The following is a 3,774-nucleotide window of genomic DNA, read 5'->3' on the forward strand; positions in this document are numbered from 1 at the left end:
TTATAATACACGCTTCAACTAACATTTTTATTATGTGATTTTTTGAACTTAATGCCAAAATCCCCTTGCTTTAACTCAGCGTGGAACAACTTTATTTCCGTGCCCACTATTAATTTCTTGACTATTTCAATGTCTATTGGTGACGCTCTTACGCCAAAAGAGATTGATAAGATTTTTCCGGGTAACGGATAACCTCTATCACCTTGTGGTTTAAAAGTTCGCAACTCTTTTTCATATTTCCATTGCAAATATTTTGTGTATAAAATCTCTTTGCAATGATGCATTAAACCTATCTTTTTCAAGTAAAATTTTTGTATTCAATGACGGATAACTTTTAGTATATTTTACTTTTCTAGTTACCTCATGATTGCCCAATTCATTCTGCTCGTTTCTTTCTAGCTCAATAAAAATTCCATTGTGATTATCAGCATAATGAGACCACATTAGAATATCAGTTGCGTTTTCTGTCAGTAATACGATTCCAAAGTTTTCAAATGATGATGAAACCTATCAATATCTGGAATTACATTTTTGAGTTTGAATGCCATAATGTCTGGCTCATTGGGAAAGGCTCGTGCGATTTTATTTACATTAGTAGATGAAGTCATGGCGGTATTGCTGGGAAACGAGCATTTCGTATCGAAAGGATCATTAAATGACTCAGGTAGTGCATAGTTAATGCGTTCTGAAGCTATAATATCTAGTGTGAATTGATTCAGGGGCTTGTATTTTTATAAGGACGTCACTTCAGAATTTTTCATACATTTTCCACTCTACCTAAACATTCACACCTAATCACATAACAGCTATGTTAGACAGAATAATCCTGAATTTTGTCTCTGAAACAATTCTGTCTAGTTTCCAAGACGCGCTGCACTAGGTCCAATAACCCATTTAATAACATCATCTTACCTACTTATCTTCGTATCAGACATGACGAAAAGCAGAAAACCACCCAATATGTGAGTTGTTCATATCTTGGGTGTCGTGCTCTCAAACAAAAACGCCGACATGATAGTCGGCGTCTACGTTATAAGTATGGATGAATAAGAGGTAATAACTACTTTGCCATGGCACTCAAAAACTCGGCTTCGAACTCTTGATCGGCTTCTCGGGTTAGGCACTCCACTAGCCATTCGATGCTTTGATGGTCGAGCTTACTGTTGACTACGAACGCTTGCTTCACGCCAAATTGATCCAGCTTGGCAGAGCCGTAGTTCTTGAATGATTTGTTGCCGTGATAATGGAGTGACTTAATTGCTTCTGCATTCGGTTCTGGTAAAGCATCGAGTGTGTTAGCAAGCTGAATCACCAACTCCATTGGGTTCTTAGAGGAAGATATGCGATACAGAAAACCGCCCTCCACTCTTTGGCGCACCCAGTAATCAAATCCGCTGCAATCCATCACTTTGTCACTGACCAGTGCGGCTTCACTACGATAACCACACGGCTCAACCACCACTGGGGTGTGTTTAAACTCTGGCTGGCCTGAAGCCGCATCGGTATGAGGCAAGATCAGGTCACACGGTTTGCTGTCTTTGGCGGTCGGTGCATTCCAGTGAATAGGCATGAAGACTTGTTCGCGGCGCATCTCTTTGGTTACCACTAAGCGAGCTTGGCACTCCCCTTGTTCACTGCGCACTTTCACCACTGGATTAATAGTGGTGTGGTTGAAAGCATCTAGCCCAAATTCATCTAAGCCGAACTCTTCTAAACCAAGTGCTGCAACCGTATCTGGGTGCATGGCAACAAAGGGTTCTGGTGTGTGTTCGCCTAAACCTGCGGCCAAGCCCGTGCGGCTCATGGTGTGCCATTGGTCTCGGATTCGGCCTGTGTTCATGATAAGTGGGAATTCGACACTGGTATCAGCAATCGGCTTGTCGTGCTCAACCGCGATAAACTGCGCTTTGCCAGATTCAGTAAAGAACTCGCCGTCGGTGAACATGCGCTGTTCAATGATCTCTGGTTGATATTCAAGTACTGGCCATTGTTGCGGAGTGAGTTCACCATAGCCTTTTTCATCCAATTGAGTGAGCCCTATTAAGCACAAGTCACGCGCTTTACCTGTTTCATTACCAAGCGCAGTCATCTCGCAATACTCTTTGAAGATCTCGCCTTCGTGGCGATACTCAAACTGCTCTTTGAATCCCATTTTTTGCGCGACTTCTTTTAATATCCACCAATCAGGTTTGGCTTCCCCTGGGCTTGGTAATATACGGCGTTGGCGCGAGATTCGACGCTCAGAATTAGTCACGGTGCCCGACTTCTCGCTCCACCCTTGCGCGGGCAGCACCACATCGGCCAAGCGTATGGTTTCAGTATCGGCAATACAATCAGACACCACCACAAATGGGCACTTCTCTAGTGCGGCTTTGATTTTTTCGCTATCAGGCAGGCTCACGACTGGGTTCGTTGCCATGATCCACACCGCTTTGATTTTTCCCTCATTCATGGCACCAAACAGGTCGATCGCTTTTAAACCCGCATGTGTGGCTAAGCTGTCGGTTTGCCAGAACTCGCTCACCGTTTGGTGTGATTGCGGATCACCAAACTCAAAGTGCGCCGCTAAGGTATTGGCTAGGCCGCCCACCTCACGCCCACCCATTGCGTTCGGCTGACCCGTTACAGAGAATGGCCCCACGCCCGGCTTGCCAATTTTCCCAGTGGCTAAATGGCAATTAATAATGGCGTTTACCTTGTCACACCCTTGTGTGGATTGATTTACGCCTTGGGAATAGATGGTGAGCACCTTCTCGTTAGATGCAAACAACTGGTAGAACTGTTCAAGTTGCTGTTCAGTAAGCCCTGTTAGCTCAGGAACGCTTTTGTCTCCCTTACTTGATTCGGTATAGTCTGATTCGGTATAACAATAATGACTTGCAGAACGAATCGCTTCAGTAAAGCCTTGAGTGTGGTTTTCTATATAGTCTGAATCTAGCTTGTCGTTATCGTCGAGGTAACCCAATAAACCGTTAAACAGCGCCACGTCTGAGCCAGATTCCAATGCCAAGTGAATGTCTGCGATTTCACAGGTGTCGGTATAACGCGGGTCGATGACGATGACTTTCAATGCAGGGTTGGCTTGTTTCGCGGCTCTTAGCCTTTGGAAAAGTACCGGATGACACCATGCTAGGTTGGAGCCTGTAATCACAACCAGATCGGCTTGCTCGAGATCTTCATAACAGACAGGTACGGTGTCTGCGCCAAATGCTCGCTTATGCCCAACCACGGTTGAAGCCATGCACAGCCTAGAATTACTGTCGATGTTGCCACTGCCGATGAAGCCTTTCATCAATTTATTGGCAACATAATAGTCTTCAGTAAGCAGCTGACCAGAAACATAGAACGCAACCGAATCGGCTCCAAATTCTTCAATCGTTTGATTGAATTTGTCTGCAACCAACTGAGTGGCACTGTTCCAATCCAGCTCTTGTTTTTGCTCATTCTGAATATGAGCAGGCTGTGTTAGGCGCCCTAAAGGCGTGACAGTATCACCAAGCGCAATCCCTTTAGTACATAGCTTCCCATAGTTTGATGGATGATCTTTATCACCACGTACTTCTAGTTTTCCTAACGATGTCGGTCTCGCTTCTATTCCACACCCTACACCACAATAAGCACAGGTTGATTTTATCCAACCGCTGTTTGAATCGGTCATCCGTTTCTCGCTCAATTATCCATAATTGTAATAACTCAAACCAAGCAAATAGCACGCCACTTAATACCAGCCGACAAAAAAGAAATATTTAACATTAAAAACAATCACTTAATAAA

At 44.3% G+C, this 3,774-nt stretch carries 3 protein-coding genes; all 3 read right to left on the bottom strand.

Annotated features, from left to right (window positions below; genetic code table 11):
• Positions 1–14 precede the first annotated feature (14 nt).
• Positions 15–302, bottom strand: coding sequence for a hypothetical protein (locus AB4496_RS17700; protein WP_170962756.1), 288 nt, complete (start codon positions 300–302; stop codon positions 15–17).
• Positions 232–444 carry a DUF2971 domain-containing protein gene (locus tag AB4496_RS17705; protein WP_083783993.1) on the bottom strand — a complete coding sequence of 71 codons (213 nt, stop codon included), beginning with the start codon at positions 442–444 and terminating at the stop codon, positions 232–234. The genes AB4496_RS17700 and AB4496_RS17705 overlap by 71 nt, the downstream gene beginning before the upstream one ends.
• Before the next feature lie 616 nt (positions 445–1,060).
• Positions 1,061–3,673 carry a molybdopterin oxidoreductase family protein gene (locus tag AB4496_RS17710; RefSeq protein WP_032555002.1) on the bottom strand — a complete coding sequence of 871 codons (2,613 nt, stop codon included), beginning with the start codon at positions 3,671–3,673 and terminating at the stop codon, positions 1,061–1,063.
• Positions 3,674–3,774: the final 101 nt, after the last annotated feature.

Origin of the sequence: Vibrio sp. 10N.222.46.A1 (genome assembly GCF_041473595.1) — a bacterium.
Taxonomy (GTDB): Bacteria; Pseudomonadota; Gammaproteobacteria; order Enterobacterales; family Vibrionaceae; genus Vibrio; species Vibrio tasmaniensis_A.